Raw genomic sequence first — 18,209 nt, 5'->3', positions numbered from 1 at the left:
CAATCAGCTGCGGGAATACTCGCCTGCAGCCTCTGGCTGATATTCAACTGCCAGCAGGCGCAGCTTGAGGACCTTGCCAGACGGCGTTGCCCAGTCAATCTCCTGGCCTACGCTCAGCCCCAGCAACGCCGTACCGACCGGAGCCAGCACAGACACAGTGCCTTCCGGGCCCACTTCGTGCGGGTAAACCAGGGTCAGGTTGTAATCCTTGCCGCTGCTCTCTTCACGGCAGTGAACACGCGAGTTCATGGTAACCACACCGGCCGGAACTTCGTCATGGCCAACCACTTCAGCGCGATCAAGTTCCGCCTGCAGCGCTTCGGCGCTGGGCCCGAAATCGTCCAGGTCGTCCAGCATCTGCTCAAGACGCTGCAAGTCCAGGCGGGTGATTGTGATGGAAGGTGCGCTGCTCATGGTGTGATTACATCTCCTTATATAGATCGCAATAAATGCAAAAACCCCATCGCGAAGATGGGGTTTTTGCAGAATTTGGAACGACCCTACCACAGCTACTTAAATAAACAAGACCCTACCGGTTATGTGCCTGTTCAATCGCTTTGCGTCGTTCCTCGGCTGCTGCCTGTACCTGAGCACGTCCGCCGCTGTCTAGAGTCGACCACTGCAAAATTTCCTGCAACGTACGCCCGCAACCCAGACAAATATCCTCATCACTCAAGCAGCAGCGTCGCCGACAAGGCGATCCTACCGGCTCAACCTCAGAGGTCCTCGAAGTCGAGCTCATCACCGGATTGCTCCAGGGTAATACGCGCCAGCATCTCGCCCAGGCCCTCATCGCTACTGTCGCAGATCCAGCGCTCGGACTCCTCGTCATAGTCGAAGTGGAAACCGCCTGAGCGAGCCGCCAACCACAGCTGACGCAGCGGTGCCTGACGGCTGAAAATCAGTTGTGTGCCGTTTTCAAAACGTACAGTCAAAATACCGCCGGAGTTTTCAAGATCCAGATCCAGATCGCTGTCATCGAAAATATCTTCCACCGCCTGCTGGGTGGCATCGACCAAATCGTGAAAGCGGGCTTCAGTCAAACTCATTACGGCTACCTCAAAAAAATCAGCACGACAAAACCAAATATCGCGCTATGAAAGCCTGCCGTCAGCGGTTAAGCAAGGCACAAAACATAAACACCTTTTGCGGGCACTTTTAAAAACGTAGGCGAGGCAGTCAGCGTAAGACAAGAACAGACGAGAACACGCAGCTTACAGGTCATAAATGAGCTTTTGGCCGGACTCGCGCACGAGCCTGTTTAAAAACGCAGGCAGATCTTAGAAATGCCCTGATGGCATCAGCTGACGGCGATATTCCCCCGGAGCCTGTCCAGTCCAGCGACGAAAGGCGCGGGCCAGAGAGCCCGGCTCACTGAACCCCACTAGAAACGCAATCTCAGCCAGATCCAGAGCCGGATCACGTAGGTAATGCAGTACCAGTTGCCGACGTGTGTCCTCAACCAGTTGATTGAACGACATGCCCGCCTCGCTCAGACGACGCTGCAGCGTGCGCGGACTCATGGCCAGGCGTTCGGCCACCTGCTGCAAATCTGCACCGTTCTCCGGCAACAGGCGCGACAGCTCCATGCGGGCGCGATCCAGTACGCTGTTACCTTGCTGAAGCTGATTGAGCAAGCGTTCTGCGTAGGCATCCAGCATTAGGCGCACTTGCGCATCGGCCTGCCCCAAAGGCACGGCGAGCAAGCGTTTGGGGTAAACCAAGGCGTTATCCGCCTGATCAAACAAAACTGGGCAGCGAAAAATCCGCTCATGTACTCGGGTATCAGCGGGTGCGCTGTGCTGAAAGCGCACTTCACTGGGTGACGCATCGATACCGCTGATCCAGCGCCCGAACGTCACCCAGCCCGCCAGCGTTTCTTCGCTCAACTGCCGCTGTAACTGAGGCTGATAAGGCTGCCAGCTGTGCACGACATGCGCCTCCCAGCCCTCTCGAGGCGGCTCATCGGCCAGATCAATCTGCCCCAAGCTGCCCACCAAGCGGGCATAACGCGCCTGACGGTGCAACGCATCAGCCAGCGTCGCACAGCTCATAATCAGATACCCAAGCACACCGTAATGCCCAGGCCGGATCGCCTCCCCCATGTGCAACCCCAGGTCCTCATCAGCAGTACCTTTTACGCCCAGCTCGACCAAGTCCAGATACGTGCTGGCAGCAATGCGCCGCTCACGCTGGCTGATGATCTGCGGACTCAGTCGCACCTGCTCCAGCAGCTCAGCAATGTCCAACCCTTGCCGCGCAAGGTAATCCAGCAGGCCCTGCACATACGCGACCGAAACCGAACTGCTGAGGTTGACCGACTCTTCCATCCTGACTCCCAAATCCCGGAGTTACCCTGAACAGACCTGTAACAATACAGGCAAAGCCGCGCCAGACGGGATGCCTGGCGAATAGGCAAGGCGTCTGGCGCTCGGTATACTCCGGTGCAATTACGCATTTTTTCAAGGATTTCACCATGAAGCGCCTGTTCACAGCCTTTATCGCGATGCTTGCCGTCAGCACCCTGCTTGCAGGTTGCGGCCAGAAAGGTCCTCTGTACCTGCCTGACGAAAGCAAACCAGCTGAAGCGCAAGCCGAATAAGGACCTTTCATGAACGCTTTTAACTACCGCGACGGTGAACTGTTCGCGGAAGGTGTAGCCCTGTCCGCGATTGCTCAGCGTTTCGGCACCCCCACCTACGTTTATTCCCGCGCCCACATCGAAGCGCAGTACCGCAGTTACACCGATGCACTGCAAGGCATGCCGCATTTGGTCTGCTTTGCGGTCAAAGCCAACTCCAACATCGGCGTACTGAATGTACTGGCGCGCCTGGGTGCCGGTTTCGACATCGTTTCCCGTGGTGAGCTGGAGCGCGTCATCAGCGCCGGCGGCGATCCGGGCAAAGTGGTGTTCTCCGGTGTGGGCAAGAGCCGTGACGACATGCGCCGCGCGCTGGAAGTGGGCGTGCACTGCTTTAACGTCGAGTCCCGTGAGGAGCTGGAGCGCCTGCAGCTGGTTGCAGCCGAAATGGGTAAGCAGGCCCCCGTGTCCCTGCGCGTTAACCCAGACGTGGACGCCGGTACTCACCCGTACATCTCCACCGGGCTGAAAGAGAACAAATTCGGCATCGACATCGAGCAGGCCGAGGCCGTATACGCCCGCGCCGCCGAGCTGCCGAACCTGAACATCATCGGTGTTGACTGCCATATCGGCTCGCAACTGACGACCCTGCCGCCATTCCTCGACGCACTGGACCGCTTACTGGTTCTGATCGACCGCCTGGCCGAGCGCGGCATCACCATCAAGCACCTGGACCTCGGTGGCGGCCTTGGCGTGCAGTACCGCGATGAGCAACCACCGGTTGCAGGCGATTACGTGCAGGCGATCCGCCAGCGTCTGGATGGTCGTGATCTGGCGCTGGTGTTTGAGCCGGGCCGCTATATCGTCGCCAACGCCGGCGTATTGCTGACCCGCGTCGAATACCTCAAACACACCGAGCACAAAGACTTCGCCATTGTCGATGCAGCCATGAACGACCTGATCCGTCCGGCGCTGTATCAAGCCTGGATGGATGTGTCTGCGGTACAGCCGCGCGACGGCGAAGCCCGCCGTTATGACATCGTCGGCCCGATCTGCGAAACCGGTGACTTCCTCGCCAAGGACCGTGATCTGGTACTGGCCGAAGCGGACCTGCTGGCTGTTCGTTCGGCTGGCGCCTATGGTTTTGTCATGAGTTCCAACTACAACACTCGCGGCCGTGCGGCAGAGGTGATGGTGGATGGCGACGAGGCCTTTGAAGTGCGCCGCCGCGAAACCCTCACCGAGCTGTTCGCCGGCGAGAGCTGCCTGCCGAGTTAAAGGACCTGCCTATGCTTCTGCGTTTTACCAAAATGCACGGCCTCGGCAACGACTTCATGGTCCTTGACCTGATCAGCCAGCACGCGCATATCCAGCCGAAGAACGTCAAACACTGGGGTGATCGCCACACCGGTATTGGCTTCGACCAACTGTTGATCGTGGAGCCGCCGAGCAATCCAGATGTGGACTTCCGCTACCGCATCTTTAATGCGGATGGTTCGGAAGTTGAGCAGTGCGGCAACGGTGCGCGCTGCTTTGCCCGTTTCGTACTGGACAAGCGCCTGACTGCGAAAAAGAAGATTCGTGTCGAGACCAAAAGCGGCATCATCGAACTGAACGTCCGTCCTGACGGCCAAATTACCGTGGACATGGGCGCGCCGCGTGTGCAGCCGGAGCAGGTACCGTTCCAGGCCCAACAGCAAGCACTTAACTACACGGTAGACGTCGAAGGGCAGCAGGTTGAGCTGGCCGCCATCTCCATGGGCAACCCCCATGGTGTGCTGCGTGTAGATGATGTCGACAGCGCGCCGGTGCATAGCCTGGGCCCGAAACTGGAACACCACCCGCGCTTTCCGCAGCGGGCCAACATCGGTTTCTTACAAGTACTGGACCGTCGCCACGCGCGCCTGCGTGTTTGGGAGCGCGGCGTTGGTGAGACTCAAGCCTGCGGCACCGGTGCCTGCGCCGCTGCCGTCGCGGCTATCAGTCAGGGCTGGATGGACTCGCCCGTGCAGATCGAGTTGCCCGGTGGCAAATTGAACATCGAGTGGGCAGGTCCGGGTCAGCCCGTTATGATGACCGGCCCGGCAGTTCGCGTGTACGAAGGACAGGTTCGCTTATGACCGACAAACAGGATGCCCCTCAAGTATTGGATTCCGAGACCGTAGCCGCTTACCTGCGCCTGCATCCGGAGTTCTTTATTGACCACGACGAGCTGATCCCCGAATTGCGTATTCCGCACCAGCGCGGCGATACAGTCTCGCTGGTGGAGCGTCAGGTCAAACTGCTGCGCGACCGTAATATCGAGATGCGCCATCGGCTATCACAACTGATGGACGTGGCCCGCGACAACGACCGCCTGTTCGAAAAAACCCGCAGACTGATTCTCGATCTGCTGGATGCCAACAGCCTGGAAGAAGTGGTCAGCTGCGTTGAAGACAGCCTGCGCCGAGAGTTTCAGGTGCCTTTCGTAAGCCTCATTCTCTTCAGTGAATCGCCACTGCCGGTCGGCCGCTCAGTCACCAGCGCAGAGGCTCAACAAGCTATTGGCGGCTTACTCAACGGCGGCAAAACCATTTGCGGCAGCCTGCGTGAGCACGAGCTGGAGTTCCTTTTCGGCACTGAAGACGCCAGCCAGATCGGATCAGTGGCCGTCGTCGACATCAACCACCAAGGTAGCCATGGTGTCTTGGCTATTGGCAGCGCTGACCCACAGCACTACAAGAGCTCCATTGGTACGTTGTTCCTCGGATACATTGCCGAAGTGCTGGCCCGTGTTGTCCCCAGCTACGCGACACCTCTTCGCTCAGTACGCTGAGCCACAGCCGGGGCGGCAGCGTCCCGGCTACTGCTGCACCCTTAGCAGGAGCTTCCATGCAAGACCTACTGGACGCCTACCTCGAACACCTGCGCAGTGAGCGTCAGCTCTCGCCCCACAGCCTGAGCGGCTATAACCAAGACCTGAGCAAAGTGCTGAGCTTCTGCCAGAGCGAGCAGATGCAGCACTGGCGTGAGCTGGACAGCGCTCAGTTGCGCCGTCTGATCGGTCGCCTGCACATGCAGGGCCAATCCAGCCGCAGCCTGGCACGCCTGCTTTCAGCCACACGCGGGCTGTATCGCTACCTAATCCGTGAAGGGCATTGCAAAAGTGATCCGGCCAGCGGCCTGACGCCCCCCAAGGGTGAGCGCCGCCTGCCCAAAACGCTGGATACCGATCGCACCGCACAATTGCTCGACGGCGCACTGGAAGACGACTTTATTGCCCTGCGTGATCAAGCCATGCTTGAACTCTTCTATTCATCAGGCCTGCGCCTGTCAGAGCTGGTCAATCTGAATATCGAGGATCTGGACCTGCCTGCCGGCCTGGTCCGCGTACTGGGTAAAGGCAATAAAACCCGCGAGCTGCCGGTTGGCAGTAAAGCACGCCAAGCCATGGAGAGCTGGTTACCGCTGCGGGCGTTGGCTAAACCTGCCGATGGTGCTGTTTTTATCAGCCAGCAAGGCCGACGCATAGGCCCTCGCGCCGTACAATTGCGCGTGCGCCAGGCTGGCGTTCGCGAACTCGGGCAACACCTTCACCCGCACATGCTGCGCCACAGCTTTGCCAGCCATATGCTGGAGTCGTCCCAAGACCTACGTGCCGTGCAAGAACTCCTTGGCCATGCCGACATTGCCACGACTCAGGTTTATACCCACTTGGACTTCCAACACCTGGCAGCGGTTTACGATCAGGCCCACCCACGGGCCAAGCGCAAAGGCAGCAGCGAATGAGCATTCAACTGATCACCTTCGACCTTGATGACACTCTGTGGGATGTTGCACCCGCGATTGAAACAGCTGAGGTCGTCCTGCGCGAATGGCTGGCCAACCACGCACCACGCCTGGGTGAACTCTCATTTGAGGACTACTGGACCATTCGCAGCGCTCTGCTGGCTGAGGAACCAGGCCTGAAACACCGCATCAGTGAGCTACGCAGGCGAGCCTTGACCCATGCCATGCGTGAGGCGGGTTACGCCACCTCTCAAGCTCAAACCTTGGCCGAAGCAGCGTTCGAAGCCTTCCTTGAAGCACGTAATCGCGTTCAGTTGTTTAGCGATGCACTGCCGACATTGCAGGCACTTTCACAGCAGTTCCAACTGGGCGTGATTACCAATGGCAACGCAGACGTGCGCCGAATCGGGATAGACGCGTATTTTCAGTTCGCCCTAAGCGCGGAAGAGTTAGGCATCGGTAAACCCGATCCAATCCCGTTTAATGAAGCCCTGAAGCGCAGCGGCAGCAAAGCCGAATTGAGCGTACACATCGGCGACCATCCCATAGATGATATTGCCGGAGCTCAAGGAGCTGGGTTGCGCGCCATCTGGTTCAACCCACAAGGCAAAATCTGGGACGCAGAGCATCGCCCCGATGCTGAAATCCGCAGCCTCGCCCAATTACCAGCCCTTTTGCAGAGCTGGCGCTAACCAGCCAGAACAGAAAAAAACCCGCAACCATTGGGTATGCGGGTTTTTTTCAAGCCAGCTTAGATAGGGCGGCTGCCGTACTTGCTGTCAGGCTTTTTGGGCGGATCAGCCACAACATTCGGCTCGATCTCCTGCACCTTGCCACCACGGGACAGGAACTCCTCCATGGCACGGGCAAGTGCATCACGATCCTTCTGTTTGGCCTCAACGCTCGGCAGCTCGTCGACATCAACAACGGCCTTAGCTTTCTTAGCCTTGGCAGCAGGCACGACTTCGTCGTCACCATCGATGTCATCAGCGCCATCAACGTCATCGGCAGCAGCCGCCAGTTCTTCGCCTTCGTCTTCGTCAGCGCCGTCTAACTCGTCGTGTTCCAGATCTTCGTCGCTCATGTCCCAACCTCATGACTTGCGAAAAGCAAAATAGTTATAGCCCAGCTGCGTCAGCTTTCTAACGTCGCTGGAAAAATCTTGTCAGCCGAACAAGGACTGGCGTTACAAAAAACACAGCTCCGTGCTCAACGGCGCGCATTCTAGCGTGCTGTAAAAAAAAACACAGGCCAGCATTTGGTTGATCGACCAAAAATATCTGAACCTGAGAGGTCATTGCTGACCATAAGTTTCAACGCCCCCGTCTCGAACGCACCTTTCACCGACCTCAAGCGATAATTTGCTTATGTACCCTCACTGCGCAGCCGGCCCGGATACGACATAAGCGCCTGCTGCACCTGCTAACATTGGCGTCCGCAAACCTGATTTACCACTATGAACCCTGCCAGCCTGCTCACACTGCAACAACACCTGCTCACTGCCTTAACCCCTGCCCCCAACGAGACCCGACGGCTATTTCACGGCCGAGGGCGCTGCTGGCCAGGACTGGAGCAAATCACCGCTGACTGGCTGCAAGGCGTGTTGTTGATAACCCTGTTCAAGCCGGTGACAGATGAAGAGCTTGCAGCCCTGCGAAGCATGCTGTTGGAGCTGACTGACAGCGATATCTGGCGAGACAGCCAGGCCCATAGCCTGATCCTGCAATTGCGCTATTTACCGGACAGCCCCAGCGAGTGGCTTTTAGGCGAGCCCAAAGAACAGTGGGACATTTGCGAACACGGCCTGCACTACCGGCTTGATCTGGGCAGAAAGCAGAACACAGGCCTGTTCCTCGACATGCGCCTTGGCCGCCAGTGGGTACAGCAGCAATCAGCCTGCAAACGCGTCCTCAACCTGTTCGCTTACACCTGTGGCTTCTCGATAGCAGCGATTGCCGGTGGAGCTCAGCAGGTGATCAATCTGGACATGGCCAAATCAGCACTGGCCCGTGGCCGCGATAATCACCGCCTGAATAATCATGACCTGAGCAAGGTCTCATTCCTCGGCCACGACCTGTTCAACTCATGGGGCAAACTGCGAAAATCGGGCCCGTACGACCTGATCATCATCGATCCGCCCTCCTTCCAGCGCGGCAGCTTTGTCCTCAGCAAGGACTACCCCAAAGTCCTGCGCCGCCTTCCTGAGCTACTCAGCGAGAACGGCATCGTACTGGCTTGCTGCAACGACCCTGAAATCGGCCCGGATTATCTGATCAACGCAATGAACGAACAGGCCCCACAACTCAAGTTTATCGAGCGCCTGGAGAACCCACCGGAGTTCCCGGATAGCAATCCGGACAGTGCGTTGAAGACGTTGGTTTTTCAGGGGTAATGGTATACCAGCGTCCGCGGAACGGATCGCTTTCATCGCGCGTCCGAAATATCGAGGGGTAGTTCAATCTGTCCCATTTTCGCTTTGGTTTGATAGGGTACAAGTCCAGAGGAGAGGGATAGAGCAGCCGTGCCGTAGGGCAATATGTGACGATCATTTTTACCCTCGGCTCATGGCGTTTTATCGCTGGCATGCGCCAAACACCGTAACTACCGACTGGTTAAAATTGCCGTCCAAAGGCGACCAAACAGGCAGCCTGACCGCCCCCGTTGAAGTGGCCGTACATTCTCTTAGCTTTTCGCAGCGAGATAACACTTAAGTATGTGTGTGACTATTCCGGGCTGAACTACAGTTAGTGAATCATTCACTGCTGAGATCACCGAAATGACGCGCCTGCCTTCCGCCATTGCTTTATCGGTTGCCCTGTTTCTCACTGGCTGCGCCAGCAAGACCACATCACCGGACCAGTACTCTGGCTTTCTCAGTGATTACTCCCAACTCAGGCCTGCACAGTCGGCCAGCGGAGTGCCCGTACTACGTTGGGTTGCGCCTGATTTCCAACCACAGCGCTATCAATCTGTTTATGTAGAGAAGCCAGTGTTCTATCCGGCCCCGAAGCCGAATGAGCAGGTTAGCCAGCAAACCCTGGATGAAGTTGCCAACTACTTCCAGCAAGCCATCCAGCGCGAGCTGGCCAGTTCCATGAATATTGCCCATCACCCGGACGCCAACAGCCTGATCGTGCGTACGGCCATCAGCGCGGTAGAGCTGACGCCGGAAGGGCTCAAAGTGTACGAAGTGATTCCCATCGCGTTGGTTGCGGCGGCGGCCAGTACTGCGGCCGGCACACGCGATTTGGACACCAACGTCTATGTTGAAGTTGAAGCGCTGGACGGAGCGACCCGAAAACCAGTTACCCGCGTAGTGCGCAAAGGTCACGGCCAGCAACTGGAGAACGACAGTACACAGCTCACGCTGAAAGACATCAAACCAGTGCTGGACGAGTGGGCGCAGGATATTCGTAACTTCAAGCCCTGAACGGTCTCAGGCGAATACAAAGTATTTGCGTACGGTCTCCACCACTTCCCAGGTGCCCTTCATCCCGGGTTCGACGATAAAGATATCGCCAGCCCGCAGATGAATCGGCTCCTGGCCTTCAGGGGTGATGATGCAGTAGCCCTCCTGAAAGTGGCAGTACTCCCACTTTTCATACGCAACTTGCCACTTACCTGGCGTGCAGATCCAAGTCCCCATAATCTTGCTGCCATCCTCCGAGGTGTAAGCATTCAAGTTGACGGTGTGGGGCTCACCTTCAATCCGGGTCCATTTGCAGGCATCCAGCACAGGAACAGGGGTGGTATCACGCAGAACAGTTATCGGTTTCACAGGCAACTCCGGATGAGGTTCAAATCAGCAGCCCTCAGCCTATGGTTGGAAGCTGGCGTGCACTGTTCTGATCTCGACCTTGATCTGCTTTATTCCGCACAGAATCAAACAGCCGGCGTAACAGTAGTTGCTAGCTGAATTCTTGTGCCAATTGTATGGGCGCATGATTGATGGGCGATGTAAGCTGTTCAGCCATGACAGCCCCCTATATCACAACAGCCGATACCAACCCGGCAGCCTCATCCGCCCGTTTGCAGATTGGCGGTGACTGGACGCTTGCTCACTACTGCGCTCTGGAGTCGCTGGTCAAGGAGCAGCGCCAGCATCTGAGTGCCAGCACAGCAATCGATCTCAGCCAACTCGGTGCTTTGGATACAGCAGGCGCGGCACTGTTGGTGGAATTGCTTGGCAGTAAGCGACTGGCCGAATTAGTCGATAACAGCGTTAGCAAAGAGCGACGGGGTTTGTTGCTGGCAGTAGGTACAGCGATGGCGGACAAGTGCGAGATGCCGCCCGCCAGACCTGTTCCGATCTGGCGGGAAATTCTCGGGCAGATCGGCGAGTCGATTGACGAGTTATGGAAGCAGGCTGTAGCCCTGATCGGCTTTATCGGCATGACCCTGGGCGCGATGTTCGCCATTCTCCTGAAACCCCAGCGCTGGCGCATGACATCACTGGTCGCACACCTCCAGCAGAGTGGGTTGAATGCTGTGCCGATCGTGGCGTTGCTGACCTTTCTGGTGGGCGCAGTGGTGGCGTTTCTCGGCGCAACGGTGCTGGCCGACTTTGGTGCCAGCATCTACACGGTGGATTTAGTCGCTTACTCGTTCCTAAGGGAGTTCGGCGTGCTGCTCACTGCCATTCTGATGGCCGGGCGTACAGCCAGCGCCTTCACGGCACAGATCGGCTCGATGAAAGCCAACGAAGAGATCGACGCAATCCGCACCCTCGGCCTGAATCCTTTGGAGTTGCTGGTTTTACCGCGCGTCTTCGCCCTGCTGATCGCCCTGCCGATTCTGACCTTTATTGCCATGATCAGCGGCCTGCTGGGCGGCGCAGTGGTCAGCGCCCTGAGTCTGGATATTTCACCGGCCATGTACCTGGCCATGCTCCAGGAAGACATTGAGTTGCGGCACTTCTATGTCGGGCTTGGCAAAGCGCCGCTGTTTGCCTTTCTGATTGCCGTGATCGGTTGCCTGGAAGGGTTCAAAGTCACCGGCAGTGCTCAGTCGGTCGGTGAGCGCACCACCAGCAGTGTGGTGCAATCGATTTTTGTGGTGATTCTGCTCGACGCGCTGGCTGCTTTGTTCCTGATGGAGATGGGCTGGTGACGAAAGAAGCAATTATTGAAGTCCGCCAACTGGTCAATCGCTTCGGCAGCCAGACCGTGCACCAGAACCTAGACCTGGACCTTTATCGCGGTGAGATTCTCGGCGTGGTGGGGGGCTCGGGCACAGGCAAGTCGGTCCTACTGCGCAGCATCCTCGGCCTGCGCCGGGCCAACGCAGGCACGGTGCATGTGTTTGGCGAAGAACTGCTTGAGTTGCCCGCTCTGCGCCGCTCCGAACTGGAGCGACGCTTTGGCGTGCTGTATCAACGCGGCGCCCTGTTCACCTCGCTGACGGTGACTGAAAACATCGCCCTGCCACTGATTGAACACGCAGGTCTCAGCCGCTCAAGCGCTGAACACCTTGCATTGGTCAAATTGGCTTTGGTCGGCTTGCCACCCGAAGCCGGTGATAAATACCCCACTGAACTTTCTGGGGGCATGGTCAAGCGGGCTGCGCTGGCCCGCGCTCTGGCGCTGGAGCCGGACATCCTGTTTCTGGATGAACCCACCGCCGGGCTGGACCCGATCAGCGCGGCGGCATTCGATCAGCTAATTCTGACCCTGCGCGACGCGCTGGGCCTGAGTGTGTTTCTGGTGACCCATGATCTGGACACTCTGTACACCATCTGTGACCGCGTTGCCGTGCTGGCGGAGAAGCGGGTGCTGGTGGCGGATCGTCTGGAGGTGGTCGCCGATTATGACAACGCGTGGATTCACGAGTATTTTCACGGCCCGCGCGGACGTGCCGCCGGGCTGGCCGCCAGTAACGTATCAAGGAGAAGCTGAATGGAGCCCCGCGCCCATCATGTCCTGATCGGTCTGTTTACCGTGGTTGTATTTGCGGCGGCACTGGGCTTTGCCCTGTGGCTGAATCAGTCCAGTTCGGATGAAGAAATGCACGACTACGTGGTGATCTTCAATGAAGCCGTCACGGGGCTGACGCCCGGCAGCGTGGTGCAGTACAGCGGCATCAAGGTCGGCGACGTGCAGAGCCTGTCGCTGGACAAGAATGACCCGCGCAAAGTCCGCGCCGCCATCCGCGTCTCGGCCTCCACACCGCTCCGTCGTGATACCCGTGCGCGCCTGTCCATCACCAGCATCACCGGCGCGGCATTGATTCAGCTGCACGGCGGTACGCCCCACAGCCCCAAACTGAAGGGCGAAGATGGCCAACCTGCGGAGATCGTGGCCGACCCATCACCCTTGTCGCGCCTAATGTCCAACGGTGAAGACCTGGTGCTGACCGTCACCCGCCTGCTTAACCGGGCCAATGATCTGTTCTCCGATACCAACATCGAACACATCAACCACACGCTGGCCAACATCGAGCAAACAACTGCCAGCATAGCCAGCCAGCGCGAAGAGCTGCGCACAGCCCTGCAGCAGATGAGCAGCGCAAGCCGAGAGGCTGCCGAATTGATGCGTAACGCCAACTCGCTGCTCAGCCAACAAGGTCGTGACGCTATGGATAACGCTCAGCGCACCCTCGCCTCGCTGGAGCGCAGCAGTACGCTGATTGAGCATCTGTTGAATGACAACAGCGCCGCTATCAACGGTGGTATGCAGGGCTTGGGAGAGTTGGCTCCAGCCATAAGTGAGCTGCGCGAAACCCTGGGTAACCTCAACTCGTTCTCCCGCCGCCTTGAAGAAGATCCTGCCGGATACCTGCTGCGCAATGACAGCATTAAGGAGTTCCAACCATGAAGCCCTTTCTTCTGCTGCTGTGCTTAAGCCTGTTCAGCGGCTGCTCAATTCTGCCGAAAAGCGAACCTCTGGATATTTACCTGCTACCCGCATCAGCACTGCCTGTGCAAAGCCCGGCGGTGAGCTGGTCGTTACGTATCAATAGACCAGACAGCGAGCAGCTCTTCGATGGCACGCGGATCGTGGTGCTCCCGCAAGCTGGTGTGGTCAATGCATATCAAGGTGTGCGCTGGAGTGAGCGCACACCGAAACTGCTGCGCAACCGCTTGCTCGATGCGTTCCGCGATGACGGGCGTATCCAGGCCCTGAGCAACGATGAGCAGAATCTGCAGGCTGATCTGGAGCTGGTCAGCAGCCTACGTCGCTTCAACAGTCAGTATCAGGATGGCCAGGTTCAGGTGCACATTCAGCTTGATGCGCAACTGGTCAATGTCCGCGACAAGAGCATCGTAGCCAGCCAGCGCTTCACCAGCATAAAACCGGCGGTCAACAGCGAGATAGCGTCCGTGGTGCAAGCATTTGGTCATGCAACTGATGCGCTGAGCCAGCAGATTGTGGCGTGGGCTCTGGCAAGCGGATCATCCGCCTTGGCGACCGGGGAAAGGAACTGAGGCAATATCATAAGCAAGCTATCGTTTCCAGCAATGGGCACGATCACTAAAGGCAATTTCACCTGAAACAGGCATGTTCTTAGCATTACACCTGCTCCTGACAACAACCGCATAAGCGACGCCGAATAGGGTTATTCGGCCCTCGTCAACAGGGCAAACAACATGCACTGCAAACAGGTAATCACTCATGCGCCTTTTCACTCTTGCTTTTTCTCTGTTCGCCTTCGTTGGCCTGGCTCAAGCGAACGACACTCAGATCGATCAGTATCGCTATGGCACCAAACTGGACATCGCCCGCGTGCTATCCATCAAACTGCCTAAAACCGAGCAGATCTGCCAACCGGTCACAGCCGTAATGACTTATCAGAATTCGAACGGCGAAGTTCGCAAACTGTCGTATCAGGTCTTGGCTGACAACTGCTACAACAAGAACTGAAGCGTTTGGTCCGGGCGGCAAATGCAGAGGCTGACAGCACTGCCTTCAGCCTCAGCACGCAAGTGATGATCTGAACCTGAACGGCCTTATTCAGCCTTAGAACAGTGCTTATTTTGAGGAAGTGTCAGGGTAAACATGGCACCACCATCTGCCGCATTTACCACAGTAAGTGTGCCGCCATGCCACTCGGCCAAGGTCCTGGCAATAGGCAGGCCGAGACCAATTCCCACGACGTTGGGATTGTTTCCTGCCCGGTAGAAACGCTCAAAAATCAGTTCTGCTTCGGCCTCTTCTACCCCACAACCATGGTCACGAACGACACATTCGAACACCTCTTCGCGCAAGCTCATGGTGATTTCAATCGCCCTACCCGGCGGGCTGTACTTGTGCGCATTGGAGATTAGGTTGCAGAGGATCTCGATGGTCCATGTCTGATCACATTCAACCTGCAAACCTGTGGTACCTTCAGGCCAATTCAGGCGTACGGGGCGCTCGTTCAGCAAGTCGCCAAAACGCTCCAGCGCAGATGCCACCAAACGCCCCCAATCATGCACCTGCAATTCGAGACGCCTCTCGCTTTCGCTGCTGCTCACGCCTTCATCCAGGCGCAGGCCTTCCAGCACTCGCCCGATCAGATGATTGAGGTGATTGACCGAACTGCGGATACGCTGCGAGCGCTCCTCAAGACTAACCTCCGAGACAGGCTCACTCAGTTGCCTTTTCAGGCGCTGGGCCGTGGAGTCGATCACCGCCAACGGCGTGCGTAGCTGATGGGACATCAGCGACACAAAATCCCGGTAGCGCAAGCGTACCAAACGCTCCTGCTGCAGCACCTCAAGCAGGCGCTGGGTTTGCACGTGCTGGATCTGCAGCTCTTCCTTGGCCCGAGTGGCCATGCGCAGGCTCATTAACATTTGCCAGCACAGCAGAGCACCGGCAAGCAGGATGCCCACCACTGTCGCAATTACCTGAAAAATCAGATGCCGGTTAGCATCGCGTCTCAGGCCGGCATCCTCACGCTCAGCCAGCATGACCGAGTTGCTCACCATGCGCAGCGCCCGGGTGATTTCCGTATAGGCAATCGGCACCTGCTCCAGGCGTGCGAGGATCTGCTGAATATCTTTATCCACACCGCTGCGTTGCATGTAGCGCAGTTGCGGACCTTGATTGAGCATCTGCACGCTGGACTTCAACAGATCCAAGTGCAGGTCATGTTCCGCCTGGGACTCAGGCGTGACCGGAGCCACCCGGGCAACATGGGCCAGCTGGGTGCTCTGGTAAATGCTCTGGCTGATGGCCCAGACCATGTTTTCGCCCACATCGGTACTGATTTCCGATTGCAGATCGAGCAGCTTATACAGCGCCCACCCCAGCATCAGCACAAACCCCAGCACCGCAAAGCCCGCCAGATTTCGGACCCGCACACGATTGGGCATCAGCTACCGACCCGGGGCTCAGGGGCACTGTCTGGCAAGCTGGGAATCGCCCAACCGGTGGACAATATCAACGCCACTAGCTCCGATTGACGGGTAACGCCGGTTTTGGAAAACAGGTTGCGCAAGTGGAAAGCCACTGTAGTGGCCGACACGCCCAGCGTTTGCGCCACATCCTCGGATCGTTTGCCCTGAGCCAACAGCAAGGCCACGTTAGCCTCCGTTGGCGTCAACCCGAACATTTCCCGCAACGCCCCCACATCCGGCATTTGCCGGGTTTGTGTCGACGACAGGAAGATCGCCAACAACCGTGCCCCTGCACTGTCCTCAGCCTCAAGGCACACAACGCTGGCAGCAACCGCTGCAGAACAGTCGCTCCGTTCCAGTGTCAGCAATTTGCGGGCACCTGCGCTGCATAGCTCCTGCAACGCAGAGGCAATTTTTTCGTGGGCGCTCGCCTTCAGAACCGGCCAAGTCAGCGTACCGCCAACACTGCTGCGCCAGAGTTTTTCTTCCGTAGCTATCTGTTGCGCCTTGGGTGTCGCGTACTGCAACTGGCCGTGCTGATCACACAGCAGTGCAGCGCCTGGCAACTGATCGAAAACACCTTTCAAGCGTTGCAGTAGATCAGGACGTTCCCGCTGCGCATGACTCCTGAAACGCGTAACCTGAGCCAGTCGGGCTTCGACAGTAGCCAGCAGCATGTCGTAGTCCACAGGCTTAACCAAATAGTCATCCACCCCTTTGCGTTTGGCCTCAAGCAACGCATTACGATGGCCTAACGCCGTCAAAAAAAGGAAAGGGGTTTCCGCCAGATCAGGGCGGTTTTCTCGCAGAAATTCATGGATAAAGTAGCCATCACGGTGCGCCTCTCCTCCCAGCATCACATCGCTGAGAATCAGGTCAGGCCGGGTATTTTCCAGATGCGCCAAAGCCTCATCGACCGTACTGGCCGCAAGCACCGAGTAGCCCGCAATGGTCAACTCTTCACACAGGTCGCGCAGCAAAGTCGACTCATCTTCGATGCATAGAATGCATGCAGACATGACCATACCTCAGGGCTCGATGCTAATAGTCCGCAGCATCCATGCCCAACGGTGGTCAAAGCGAGAGTCCTGTAGCTCGACATGCTTGTCACGTGGATACACCACCCACAACGGCCCCTTATCAAGGCGCGTCATGACCTGCCCATCCTGCTCCCACGCCAGAATGACATCCCAGGTCAGGTAATCCTGCACTGCCACTTTTACTTCATATTCATTGAGTGCAATCAGCCTGGCGTTGGCCGAATCGCTGAGAGGCGCATCGAGCAAGCCGAGAACGTCACGCACCAAGGGCCCTTTGAACTGCCGGACACCATCGGTCCAGACAGTGGTGGTTTTTATCTCATGCTGAGGCAATGACAACAGTTGCTCACGGCTAAGGTCAACTCGCTTCTCACCAAACTCTAACGTGAGCAGTACTTCTGCCTTAGCGGGCCAGCTGGTCAGCATAAGGGCCAAACTCAGTAACAGGCCGGTGACCAGAGAAGTGAAGGTTTGGTGGCGGTTTTTCAAAGGCGAGCCAATCCTTTGAACAGCACCATCTGTTCCGACTAAACATGTATAAGACACAGCAATACCCCTGAATGCGAGGGAGCCTGGCCAGTCATTTGGAGGCCCCTTCTTGTTATTGGCAGAGTTCAATTTGAATCGCTAGCTGGGCGCCTGAAAAACTTTATAGGCAGCGTCTGCAGACACTCAGCAACAACAGCTTTCCTGAAACTGGCCACACTGCCGCCCATAACAGAGCACTGGGCATCACAGAGAGCTAAGCGGAGCCTTAGCAGTCCGCTCGTTTAGTAAATTTCGTCACGAAATACACATTTTCAGCCACGCAAACAGCGTGAGTCGGCCACAAATAAAAATATACGCGCCAAAAAAACATGGCCATTTTACTGACAAGAGTCAGTGCCACCCAAAGCCCTTCCCGCCACCCTATCTGGCATTGAAAGCGCTCTAAACCGGGCATCATCGCCAATCAAACTAAGTCGCAAAATTCCTCATAAATGCGACTCATTCAGGCAAAAAATCAGCGAGTACCTGAAAATAAGTATTTTTTTGTACCATAGAACCTCCTACCTATTCAAACAAACGGGGCACTGCTCCCCGCCCCTCGGCTAATGTCCCCCCACTAGGCAACCTGACCGTTCGTACAAGAGAAAGGCATGCGTTGCTTACGCGCTTTGCCCACAGCCTGCCCTGTGAGCCAAAGCATGATCTGTCACTTAGCCAACATAAGACTCACAAGAGTCAAAGGGGAGCTCCATGTCGCTTAAGTCGCGCGCACGCCAGTTAGGTCAGGGCATGACCGAATACATCATCATCGTGGCGCTGATCGCCATTTCCGCCATCGTGGTTTACAACCTGTTCGGTAGCACCGTTCGTGAGCAGGTGGGTGACATGGCCGCCGAGCTGGGTGGCGGTCAGGCGCAGCAAAGCGCCCTGCAAACTGGCGCAGACGCCCAAGCAGCCGGTACCACGGCTCACAACCTCGGCAGCTTCCAGCAAGAAGAACGCCAGTAAGTCA

23 protein-coding genes are annotated in these 18,209 nt (G+C 57.2%); 14 read left to right on the top strand and 9 right to left on the bottom strand.

What is annotated here, in order from left to right; genetic code table 11:
• Positions 1-3: 3 nt before the first annotated feature.
• The 4 genes from rnk to AO726_RS08460 all read right to left on the bottom strand — a co-directional run bounded on the left by rnk (position 4) and on the right by AO726_RS08460 (position 2,330).
• Entirely contained in the window at positions 4-414 is a 411-nt protein-coding gene (gene rnk / locus AO726_RS08470) for a nucleoside diphosphate kinase regulator (protein WP_058067625.1), read from the bottom strand.
• A 115-nt stretch (positions 415-529) separates the two neighbouring features.
• Positions 530-742, bottom strand: coding sequence for a DUF1289 domain-containing protein (locus AO726_RS20935; RefSeq protein ID WP_082629094.1), 213 nt, complete (start codon positions 740-742; stop codon positions 530-532).
• Positions 717-1,049, bottom strand: coding sequence for an iron donor protein CyaY (cyaY, locus tag AO726_RS08465; protein ID WP_058067624.1), 333 nt, complete (start codon positions 1,047-1,049; stop codon positions 717-719). The genes AO726_RS20935 and cyaY overlap by 26 nt, the downstream gene beginning before the upstream one ends.
• A 231-nt stretch (positions 1,050-1,280) precedes the next feature.
• On the bottom strand, positions 1,281-2,330 hold the full coding sequence (locus AO726_RS08460; RefSeq protein WP_058067623.1) for an AraC family transcriptional regulator: 1,050 nt from the start codon (positions 2,328-2,330) through the stop codon (positions 1,281-1,283).
• Positions 2,331-2,476: 146 nt separating this feature from the next.
• On the opposite strand from AO726_RS08460, the gene lptM reads away from it, so the two are divergent.
• The 6 genes from lptM to AO726_RS08435 are packed head-to-tail and all read left to right on the top strand — an operon-like array spanning position 2,477 to position 7,041.
• Positions 2,477-2,602, top strand: coding sequence for an LPS translocon maturation chaperone LptM (gene lptM, locus AO726_RS20930; protein WP_082629093.1), 126 nt, complete (start codon positions 2,477-2,479; stop codon positions 2,600-2,602).
• A 9-nt stretch (positions 2,603-2,611) separates the two neighbouring features.
• Positions 2,612-3,859 (top strand): diaminopimelate decarboxylase, encoded by a 1,248-nt coding sequence (lysA, locus tag AO726_RS08455; protein ID WP_058067622.1) that lies wholly within the window; start codon positions 2,612-2,614, stop codon positions 3,857-3,859.
• A gap of 11 nt (positions 3,860-3,870) precedes the next feature.
• Entirely contained in the window at positions 3,871-4,701 is an 831-nt protein-coding gene (gene dapF, locus AO726_RS08450; protein ID WP_058067621.1) for a diaminopimelate epimerase, read from the top strand.
• The gene (locus AO726_RS08445) at positions 4,698-5,396 is read left to right on the top strand and encodes a DUF484 family protein (RefSeq protein ID WP_058067620.1); all 699 of its coding nucleotides are present in this window, start codon (positions 4,698-4,700) and stop codon (positions 5,394-5,396) included. Before dapF ends, AO726_RS08445 begins: the two co-directional genes overlap by 4 nt.
• A gap of 56 nt (positions 5,397-5,452) precedes the next feature.
• Positions 5,453-6,349 carry a tyrosine recombinase XerC gene (gene xerC, locus AO726_RS08440; protein ID WP_058067619.1) on the top strand — a complete coding sequence of 299 codons (897 nt, stop codon included), beginning with the start codon at positions 5,453-5,455 and terminating at the stop codon, positions 6,347-6,349.
• A complete protein-coding gene (locus AO726_RS08435; protein WP_058067618.1) occupies positions 6,346-7,041 on the top strand; it encodes an HAD family hydrolase in 696 nt (231 codons plus the stop codon). Before xerC ends, AO726_RS08435 begins: the two co-directional genes overlap by 4 nt.
• 59 nt (positions 7,042-7,100) lie before the next feature.
• Here AO726_RS08435 and sutA read toward each other — a convergent pair whose 3' ends face one another.
• Positions 7,101-7,433 (bottom strand): transcriptional regulator SutA, encoded by a 333-nt coding sequence (gene sutA / locus AO726_RS08430; protein ID WP_058067617.1) that lies wholly within the window; start codon positions 7,431-7,433, stop codon positions 7,101-7,103.
• 372 nt (positions 7,434-7,805) lie between these two features.
• Between sutA and AO726_RS08425 the strand changes: the two genes are divergently transcribed.
• Together AO726_RS08425 and AO726_RS08420 are read left to right on the top strand one after the other, a co-directional pair.
• The gene (locus tag AO726_RS08425; RefSeq protein WP_058067616.1) at positions 7,806-8,741 is read left to right on the top strand and encodes a class I SAM-dependent methyltransferase; all 936 of its coding nucleotides are present in this window, start codon (positions 7,806-7,808) and stop codon (positions 8,739-8,741) included.
• Positions 8,742-9,125: 384 nt separating this feature from the next.
• Positions 9,126-9,779, top strand: a complete 654-nt coding sequence (locus tag AO726_RS08420) for a DUF3313 domain-containing protein (RefSeq protein WP_058067615.1) — start codon at positions 9,126-9,128, stop codon at positions 9,777-9,779.
• Positions 9,780-9,785: 6 nt separating this feature from the next.
• On the opposite strand, the gene AO726_RS08415 is transcribed toward AO726_RS08420, so the two are convergent.
• Positions 9,786-10,133, bottom strand: coding sequence for a cupin domain-containing protein (locus tag AO726_RS08415; RefSeq protein ID WP_058067614.1), 348 nt, complete (start codon positions 10,131-10,133; stop codon positions 9,786-9,788).
• A 188-nt stretch (positions 10,134-10,321) separates the two neighbouring features.
• On the opposite strand from AO726_RS08415, the gene AO726_RS08410 reads away from it, so the two are divergent.
• The 5 genes from AO726_RS08410 to AO726_RS08390 all read left to right on the top strand — a co-directional run bounded on the left by AO726_RS08410 (position 10,322) and on the right by AO726_RS08390 (position 14,208).
• Positions 10,322-11,458, top strand: coding sequence for an ABC transporter permease (locus AO726_RS08410; protein WP_058067988.1), 1,137 nt, complete (start codon positions 10,322-10,324; stop codon positions 11,456-11,458).
• Positions 11,455-12,243, top strand: coding sequence for an ABC transporter ATP-binding protein (locus AO726_RS08405; protein ID WP_058067613.1), 789 nt, complete (start codon positions 11,455-11,457; stop codon positions 12,241-12,243). The genes AO726_RS08410 and AO726_RS08405 overlap by 4 nt, the downstream gene beginning before the upstream one ends.
• Positions 12,244-13,161 (top strand): MlaD family protein, encoded by a 918-nt coding sequence (locus AO726_RS08400; RefSeq protein WP_058067612.1) that lies wholly within the window; start codon positions 12,244-12,246, stop codon positions 13,159-13,161.
• Entirely contained in the window at positions 13,158-13,772 is a 615-nt protein-coding gene (locus tag AO726_RS08395; RefSeq protein WP_058067611.1) for an ABC-type transport auxiliary lipoprotein family protein, read from the top strand. Before AO726_RS08400 ends, AO726_RS08395 begins: the two co-directional genes overlap by 4 nt.
• Before the next feature lie 187 nt (positions 13,773-13,959).
• Positions 13,960-14,208, top strand: coding sequence for a DUF2790 domain-containing protein (locus AO726_RS08390; protein ID WP_058067610.1), 249 nt, complete (start codon positions 13,960-13,962; stop codon positions 14,206-14,208).
• A gap of 86 nt (positions 14,209-14,294) precedes the next feature.
• Here the strand turns inward: AO726_RS08390 and AO726_RS08385 are convergent, their stop codons facing one another.
• The 3 genes from AO726_RS08385 to AO726_RS08375 are packed head-to-tail and all read right to left on the bottom strand — an operon-like array spanning position 14,295 to position 17,197.
• Positions 14,295-15,644 (bottom strand): sensor histidine kinase, encoded by a 1,350-nt coding sequence (locus AO726_RS08385; RefSeq protein WP_058067609.1) that lies wholly within the window; start codon positions 15,642-15,644, stop codon positions 14,295-14,297.
• Positions 15,644-16,687: a response regulator gene (locus tag AO726_RS08380; RefSeq protein WP_058067608.1), complete on the bottom strand. Its 1,044-nt coding sequence runs from the start codon at positions 16,685-16,687 to the stop codon at positions 15,644-15,646. Before AO726_RS08380 ends, AO726_RS08385 begins: the two co-directional genes overlap by 1 nt.
• A 9-nt stretch (positions 16,688-16,696) precedes the next feature.
• On the bottom strand, positions 16,697-17,197 hold the full coding sequence (locus AO726_RS08375; RefSeq protein ID WP_058067607.1) for a hypothetical protein: 501 nt from the start codon (positions 17,195-17,197) through the stop codon (positions 16,697-16,699).
• A 750-nt stretch (positions 17,198-17,947) separates the two neighbouring features.
• Here AO726_RS08375 and AO726_RS08370 point away from each other — a divergent pair.
• Complete coding sequence (locus AO726_RS08370; RefSeq protein ID WP_058067606.1) at positions 17,948-18,205, top strand: Flp family type IVb pilin; 258 nt, start codon at positions 17,948-17,950, stop codon at positions 18,203-18,205.
• Positions 18,206-18,209: the final 4 nt, after the last annotated feature.

This window comes from Pseudomonas sp. TTU2014-080ASC, assembly GCF_001446935.1.
GTDB lineage: Bacteria > Pseudomonadota > Gammaproteobacteria > Pseudomonadales > Pseudomonadaceae > Aquipseudomonas.
The sequence above is the reverse complement of the archived record's forward strand: the minus strand, read 5'-3'. Positions and strand labels throughout refer to the sequence as shown.

Bases quoted from the DNA above. Each gene is read 5' to 3' on its own strand.
- AO726_RS08460 (WP_058067623.1), bottom strand. From the start codon at position 2,330: ATGGAAGAGTCGGTCAACCTCAGCAGTTCGGTTTCGGTCGCGTATGTG.
- dapF (WP_058067621.1), top strand. From the start codon at position 3,871: ATGCTTCTGCGTTTTACCAAAATGCACGGCCTCGGCAACGACTTCATG.
- AO726_RS08400 (WP_058067612.1), top strand. From the start codon at position 12,244: ATGGAGCCCCGCGCCCATCATGTCCTGATCGGTCTGTTTACCGTGGTT.
- AO726_RS08425 (WP_058067616.1), top strand. From the start codon at position 7,806: ATGAACCCTGCCAGCCTGCTCACACTGCAACAACACCTGCTCACTGCC.
- xerC (WP_058067619.1), top strand. From the start codon at position 5,453: ATGCAAGACCTACTGGACGCCTACCTCGAACACCTGCGCAGTGAGCGT.
- AO726_RS08435 (WP_058067618.1), top strand. From the start codon at position 6,346: ATGAGCATTCAACTGATCACCTTCGACCTTGATGACACTCTGTGGGAT.
- lysA (WP_058067622.1), top strand. From the start codon at position 2,612: ATGAACGCTTTTAACTACCGCGACGGTGAACTGTTCGCGGAAGGTGTA.
- sutA (WP_058067617.1), bottom strand. From the start codon at position 7,433: ATGAGCGACGAAGATCTGGAACACGACGAGTTAGACGGCGCTGACGAA.
- AO726_RS08390 (WP_058067610.1), top strand. From the start codon at position 13,960: ATGCGCCTTTTCACTCTTGCTTTTTCTCTGTTCGCCTTCGTTGGCCTG.
- AO726_RS08385 (WP_058067609.1), bottom strand. From the start codon at position 15,644: ATGCCCAATCGTGTGCGGGTCCGAAATCTGGCGGGCTTTGCGGTGCTG.
- AO726_RS08410 (WP_058067988.1), top strand. From the start codon at position 10,322: ATGACAGCCCCCTATATCACAACAGCCGATACCAACCCGGCAGCCTCA.
- lptM (WP_082629093.1), top strand. From the start codon at position 2,477: ATGAAGCGCCTGTTCACAGCCTTTATCGCGATGCTTGCCGTCAGCACC.
- rnk (WP_058067625.1), bottom strand. From the start codon at position 414: ATGAGCAGCGCACCTTCCATCACAATCACCCGCCTGGACTTGCAGCGT.
- AO726_RS08445 (WP_058067620.1), top strand. From the start codon at position 4,698: ATGACCGACAAACAGGATGCCCCTCAAGTATTGGATTCCGAGACCGTA.
- AO726_RS20935 (WP_082629094.1), bottom strand. From the start codon at position 742: ATGAGCTCGACTTCGAGGACCTCTGAGGTTGAGCCGGTAGGATCGCCT.
- AO726_RS08395 (WP_058067611.1), top strand. From the start codon at position 13,158: ATGAAGCCCTTTCTTCTGCTGCTGTGCTTAAGCCTGTTCAGCGGCTGC.
- cyaY (WP_058067624.1), bottom strand. From the start codon at position 1,049: ATGAGTTTGACTGAAGCCCGCTTTCACGATTTGGTCGATGCCACCCAG.
- AO726_RS08420 (WP_058067615.1), top strand. From the start codon at position 9,126: ATGACGCGCCTGCCTTCCGCCATTGCTTTATCGGTTGCCCTGTTTCTC.
- AO726_RS08370 (WP_058067606.1), top strand. From the start codon at position 17,948: ATGTCGCTTAAGTCGCGCGCACGCCAGTTAGGTCAGGGCATGACCGAA.
- AO726_RS08380 (WP_058067608.1), bottom strand. From the start codon at position 16,687: ATGTCTGCATGCATTCTATGCATCGAAGATGAGTCGACTTTGCTGCGC.